We start from the raw sequence: 6,248 nt of genomic DNA on the forward strand, positions 1-6,248 counted from the left end.
GTCCAAAATATTGACATAAGACCAGTGCAGAATATGAAAAAAGATAGCAACAAGACTATCTTTGTTATTTTCATATTATATTAGTAGTTTTAATGATATTATGAATTTTAAATTTTATCCACAACTAGTAAAGGAAAACCCTCTGTTTTTTAAACAGGGGGTTTTTCAACAAACTGTAGATATAATTTAAATATCTAACATTTAACCATGTTTTTGATACATAAATACGTTTTCAATATTTATATAAATATTTATAATATTAGGTGTAAAATAGAAAAAAGGGTGGGAAAAAATGAGCGAATTAAATTTAGTAAAAAAAGGAGAAAAAAACTCACAAAATCTAGTTCCAATTAAAACTTTAATTTCTTTTGGAATGGGGAGTTTAGGAAACAACATTATATGTGCATTTATAGGCACATACTTAACGGTTTATCTTACTGATAGCTTTGGAATAGGTGCAGTAGCAGTAGGTACATTATTCTTAATAGCTAGAATAATAGATGCAATAACTGATCCAATTATGGGAATGATAGTAGATAATACAAAATCTAAAATGGGTAAAAGTAGACCTTATTTATTATTTGTTCCAATATTTATGGGAATAGCAACAATAATGTGTTTTTCATCCCCAAATTTAAGTTATAATGGTAAAATTGCATGGATATATATTTCATATATATTATGGGGAATATGCTTTACAGCAATGGATACACCTTATTGGTCTTTATCAGCTAATATAACTCAATCGTCACAAGGTAGAACAAAAATTGTTACATCAGCTAGAACTATTGCTTTTGGTGGAAGTTTAGTAGTTTCTATGTTTACGTTACCTTTAGTTGCTAAGTTTGGAAGTTGGACATTAGTAGCAATTATATATTCAATTACAGCAGCTATATGTACATGGATTACTGTCTGGGGTGTTAAAGAGATAAACACAGATAGAAAGCCAGAAAAACAAGGCTTTAAACAATTAAAAGAATTATTTAAAACAAACAAACCTTTAAGAATATTACTTGTATCAATGTTAATGTTAGAAGTAACATATGCATTAAGAAATGGTTTCTCAATTTATTATATAAAATATAATTTTAATGCAGAAGTATATATTCCAATAGTAACTGGTATAAGTATGGTTTCAGGAATGGCAGGCGGATTATGTACTCCTTTTATAACTCAAAAGTTAGGAAAAAGAGCTACAGCTTTATTTGGAATTGGAATTAATGCTTTAGGATTTATGTCAATATTTGCATTATCATATTCAAGCTTACCAACATTATTAGTTATAAATACAATAATGGGATTAGCTGAAGGAGCTGCTAATATTTCATTGGCTTCTATGGTAGCAGATTGTGTTGAATATGGTGAGTGGAAAACAGGAAAAAGATCAGAAGGAATGATTTTCTCTTCAAATATATTTAAAACTAAGCTTGCTAGTGCAATTGGAGGAGCATTATGTGGTTATGTATTAGCTTTTGTAGGGTATAAAGCTAATGTAGCTCAAACTGTAGAAACTTTAAAAGGGATACACTTAATGTATTCAATTGTTCCAGGTATAATAGCAATATTAAGTATAATTTCTTTAAGAAGATATAACTTAAATGAAGAAGAATATGAGGCAATATTAGAAGACTTAAAGAATGGAGAAACATTAGCAAATAAATAAATTTTTAAGGAGCTAGAGACTGTAGGTAATTATGTGTAATTAATTTTCTTAGTTGATAAATATTACTGGAAATTATGATTTCCAGTAATGTTTTTTATTATCTAGAAATACTAATAATATATTTTTCTATTCTTTGTATACTTACGTACTTGCCTATTAAAGCCTTCTAATGCATTAGTTGTATAAATTATTATTTCCTAGCATTCTATTTTGCCATTCGGTAGCGGTAGCTATTAATTTATTTGTTATTTTAGAAACCATTGATGGTGATTCTGAATGACCATAATCTATCAATTGTAATATCTTATCAGATGTTTCAGAGTAGACTTCATTAAAAGTAGTTTCTTTATTATTAACTTTTTTAAAACAATCAGTACTAACTAAAGTTCCAGCTATATTGTTCCAAGCAGGAAGGGAAGTCCAAGAATCTTTTAATGTGAAATAAAAAGGTATTATTCCGTTATCATTATTTCATTCCTTTCAAAACTATTTTAGATATAAAATTATTTAATTTACACCGTTTACATTTACTTATATAGTAAACTTTTTTGGCAATATCTTATATAGTTTTATATAATGAAAATATGTTTAAATGTTAGAAGTAGGTATTTTATTTAATTTCATTAAGTAAGAATTTTTCAGTTGTTTCTTTTTTATTTAATCTATATTCTTTAGGGCTTACACCTTTTATTTTTTTAAATGCTTTTGAAAATGCAAGTGGATCAGAATAACCACAAGAGTAAGCAATATTTGTAATAGGTAAATCTGTATCATATAGAAGTGTTGCAGCTTTAGTTATTCTAAATTCCATTAAAAATTTTTGTGGAGACATATTTAAATTATTTTGAAATACAGTAGAAAGATAGCTCCTATTTAAACAAACATAATTAGCTATATCAGAAACTTTTATTGGATTATGATAATTATTTTGAATAAATTCAATTGCCTTATTTATATAATTATTATTTATATCATTCTTATGAATAGGATCAGATTTATTTTGTTTAGCAAGTTCTGAAAAGAACATATAAAGTAAGCCTTCAATTTTAAGAGAATCACTGCTAGAAGAGGTGTTATGTTTTAACATTTCAAGAATATATTCTTTTAATAAATCTCCATCATTATATTTAAATATTAAAGTATCATTATTTAATCCTGCAGCCTTTAAATATGTCTCCACTTTTTCACCATCTATACCGATCCAAAGATAAGTCCAAGGATTTTCTTCGTCTGCTTGGTAAAATGTCACAACATTTGGGCAAATTAAGAAACCTTCATTTTTATTAACTTCATATTTCTCATTATTTACATAATAGTACCCTTTACCATCAAGAACATAATGTAGTAAATAATTAGGTCTTATAGCAGGTCCAAAGGAATATAGTGGAGCACATTGTTCCATACCACAATAACATAAATATAAATCAATAAAATCTTTATTTGTATTTTCTAAAAAATATATATCTGACATAAATCCTCCATTTTGAATATTTATTTTAGCAATATATAATATTATTATACTATAAATCAAAATATTGCAAAATAAAAAATGAATTTCTATTTTTTATGAAAAAAAGACATAAAGTGAGTAGGTGAATTATTTGTATAGGTTATGTACTTTTTTATTATGAAAATATTGACAATAACTATATGTAAATGTGCATAATAGAGTATAGTAACTTTATACGTTGCTACAAAGATAAAGGTAGCAAATTTACTTTCAGCAATATTTATACTTATTATTTTAGGAGTGTAGGAATTTTGTAAATAAATATAGTCGTACAATAAAGAGAGGGGAATGAATTTTGGCTACAATAGTTGATGTTGCAAAACTAGCAGGAGTTACACCAACAACTGTATCAAGGGTTATTAATAATAGAGGATATATTAGTGAAAAAACAAAAAGTAAAGTTCATGAAGCTATGGATCAGTTAAGTTATCATCCTAATGAAATAGCGCGTTCATTAACAAAGCAGAGAAGTAATACAATTGGAGTGATAGTACCACATATATCTCATCCTTATTTTTCTAAGTTAATAAGCAATTTAGAAAATGAAGCAGCGAAAAAAGATTATAAAATAATACTATGTAATAGCAAGGACACTGCTACAAAAGAGAAAAAATATTTAGACATGTGTAAAAGTAATAGAGTAGATGGAATAATTTTATGTAGTGGCAATGTTGAATATAATATGATTAACACAGGAAATATCCCAATTGTATTATTAGAAAAGAATTTTGAAAAAGGAAAACTAGGAATACAATGTGATAATTATCAAGGGGGATGCCTTGCAACAGAGCATTTAATAAAATGTGGATGTAAAAGAATAGTACATTTTAGTGGTGTAATTGATGAAGAAATGCCTGCTGATAATAGAGAAAAGGCATTTATAGATATATGTAATAAAAATAATGTTGAATATTTTATTAAAAAGTTTGATATAAATGCCTATAATGAAATGAATTATTATGAGTATATAAAAAATACACTTAGTGAAATAGATGGAGTTGATGGAATATTTGCTAGCAGTGATTTAATAGCAGCACAAGTTATTCAGGTTTGTTATGAATTAAATATTAAAATTCCAAAGGATATTAAATTAGTTGGTTTTGATGATGTTGAAATATCACAATTAACAACACCAACAATAACTACTATACAGCAGCCAATTAAAGAAATGGCAAAGTTAGCTATTCATTTAATTGATGCTAAATATACTAACACAGAAATTTTAGAACAAACTATATTACCAGTGGATTTAGTAGTTAGAAGAAGTACAAGTGTAGAGTAGATAAGAGTAATAAATAGTAAGTAGCTATTGCATTATTGCAATAGCCACTTGTTTAGAATGTAAAAGTTATATATGGTAAACTGATGTTATACCATCATCATTTATATATTTAATAGTTGACTTGCTAGTAGTTAAATCAACATTTAAAGTACAATACTTATCATCCTTTTTCCAAGTTAAAATCATTTCATTATCATTTGAAGGTTCAATATGGAAAGTGCCATCAAAAGCAGGATAATCATTTCTAAAGTCAATAAGCTTAAGTAATCTTTGAACAACATCTTGATTATATGCTTTATCAATTTCTTCTAAAGTAAAGTTGTGTCTATTAATTTCACGTCCTTCTCCAGTACGTTTTACATTTTCAACATCATTTTCACCAGCTAATAACCCAACATAATATACTTGTGGAATACCTGGAGCAAAGAATTGAATTGCTCTAGCAGTTAAGTAAGCATCATCATTGCATCCTAAAACAGAGTAGTAAGAACATCTTATTTGATGAACGTCAAATCCATCTGGGCTCTTATGAGCATCAGAGTGAACTAAGCTTAAGTTTGCACCATGATTTAAGCAATGATCAACAATTTTCCTAGCATCCTTCGTTGATACTAAATCATCTAAGTCAGGTTTTACAGGAATTCCATCATGACAATCTAACATTGTAAATTGATTATGAGGTCTTACTTTTAAGTATTCTGTAATTTGAGAGCTAGATTTATTAACTAAAGTGCTAAGAATCATATATGGAAGTATAAAGTCATAAATATAGTTACCATACTTAGCTAATTTAAATTGAGTTGTGTAATGAGCATGTACCTCTGGAAGTAAATCAATATCAAGAGATTTAGCTAAATCACATATCCAATCTAAGAATTCATATATTTCAGGTTCAACAAAGAAACAGCTAGTACCAAGTTTCTTTGTTACATATCCTATAGCATCAAGTCTTACAATTTTAACATTGTTTTTATGGAAGTTTTCGAAGAATTCCTTTAATAACTGTCTAACCGCATCAGAGTTAATATCAAGGTCTATCTGTTCAGAAGGTGTTTCTTTACCAAAGGTAGTCCAAACAGAAACGTCTTCACCATTTATGTTAAATGTTGAATATGGAACTTGTCTACGTAAGAACATTTTGTCTATATCTGCTTGAAGTGGTTTTCCATCATTCCATAGTTTATCTAATGTAATAAATAAATCAGCGTATTTTGATTCTTTCCCATGCTTTAAGAAGTCTTGGAAGAATACTGAGTTTTTAGAAATATGGTTAACCATTAAGTCAAGAAGCACATCATGTTTTTCACCTATTTTACGAATATCATCCCATGTACCAAATTGAGGTTCTATTTCTAAATAAGTAAGAGGTGCAAAACCTCTATCCCCTGATGAAGGGAATGGAGGAAGTATGTGAATACCACCTTTAAATTTATTTGGAAAATATTTTGTAAGTACATTATCTAATGTTTTTAAATCTCCACCAAGAGAATCAGCATAAGTTATAAGTTGAACTTTATTTTTAACCGTCATTTTAATATCTCCTCTTAATTAACTATATATTATAAAGTGTTTTTAATTCCTCTATAGAAGGCAATTCTGCAATAGCACCTACATTTTTTAGCTTGAAAGCACTTGTTGCAAAACCAATATTTAAAGCTTCTTTTAAAGGGTAATTACTAGTTAGTGCTGTATAGAATCCACCCCAGAAAGCATCTCCAGCCCCAGTTGTATCTACAACTTCAGTAGCTAAAGTTTTAAATTTAATAGTTTCAGTGCCATTAGAAACTATTGCA

General features: G+C 27.7%; 5 protein-coding genes. 2 read left to right on the forward strand and 3 right to left on the reverse strand.

All coding sequences use genetic code 11. The features are described 5' to 3' along the window. The first annotated feature begins 292 nt into the window (after positions 1-292). Positions 293-1,663 carry an MFS transporter gene (locus Q5O29_RS06475; protein ID WP_022168858.1) on the forward strand — a complete coding sequence of 457 codons (1,371 nt, stop codon included), beginning with the start codon at positions 293-295 and terminating at the stop codon, positions 1,661-1,663. Positions 1,664-2,273: 610 nt separating this feature from the next. Here Q5O29_RS06475 and Q5O29_RS06480 read toward each other — a convergent pair. Beyond that, positions 2,274-3,134: an AraC family transcriptional regulator gene (locus Q5O29_RS06480; RefSeq protein WP_022212154.1), complete on the reverse strand. Its 861-nt coding sequence runs from the start codon at positions 3,132-3,134 to the stop codon at positions 2,274-2,276. Positions 3,135-3,468: 334 nt separating this feature from the next. Here Q5O29_RS06480 and Q5O29_RS06485 point away from each other — a divergent pair, with 334 nt between their 5' ends. Continuing rightward, entirely contained in the window at positions 3,469-4,455 is a 987-nt protein-coding gene (locus Q5O29_RS06485; RefSeq protein ID WP_022212155.1) for a LacI family DNA-binding transcriptional regulator, read from the forward strand. Positions 4,456-4,521: 66 nt separating this feature from the next. On the opposite strand, the gene gtfA is transcribed toward Q5O29_RS06485, so the two are convergent. Both gtfA and Q5O29_RS06495 read right to left on the reverse strand, forming a co-directional pair. Continuing rightward, entirely contained in the window at positions 4,522-5,985 is a 1,464-nt protein-coding gene (gene gtfA / locus Q5O29_RS06490) for a sucrose phosphorylase (RefSeq protein ID WP_022168861.1), read from the reverse strand. A 22-nt stretch (positions 5,986-6,007) separates the two neighbouring features. Beyond that, positions 6,008-6,248 (reverse strand): PfkB family carbohydrate kinase (locus Q5O29_RS06495; protein WP_302631852.1); only part of this gene is annotated, 241 nt, incomplete at its 5' end.

Origin of the sequence: Clostridium sp. CAG:265, from assembly GCF_000436575.1 — a bacterium.
Classification (GTDB): domain Bacteria; phylum Bacillota; class Clostridia; order Clostridiales; family Clostridiaceae; genus Clostridium; species Clostridium lentum.

Coding starts and splice junctions, on each gene's coding strand:
- gtfA (WP_022168861.1), bottom strand. CDS start 5,985: ATGACGGTTAAAAATAAAGTTCAACTTATAACTTATGCTGATTCTCTT.
- Q5O29_RS06475 (WP_022168858.1), top strand. CDS start 293: ATGAGCGAATTAAATTTAGTAAAAAAAGGAGAAAAAAACTCACAAAAT.
- Q5O29_RS06480 (WP_022212154.1), bottom strand. CDS start 3,134: ATGTCAGATATATATTTTTTAGAAAATACAAATAAAGATTTTATTGAT.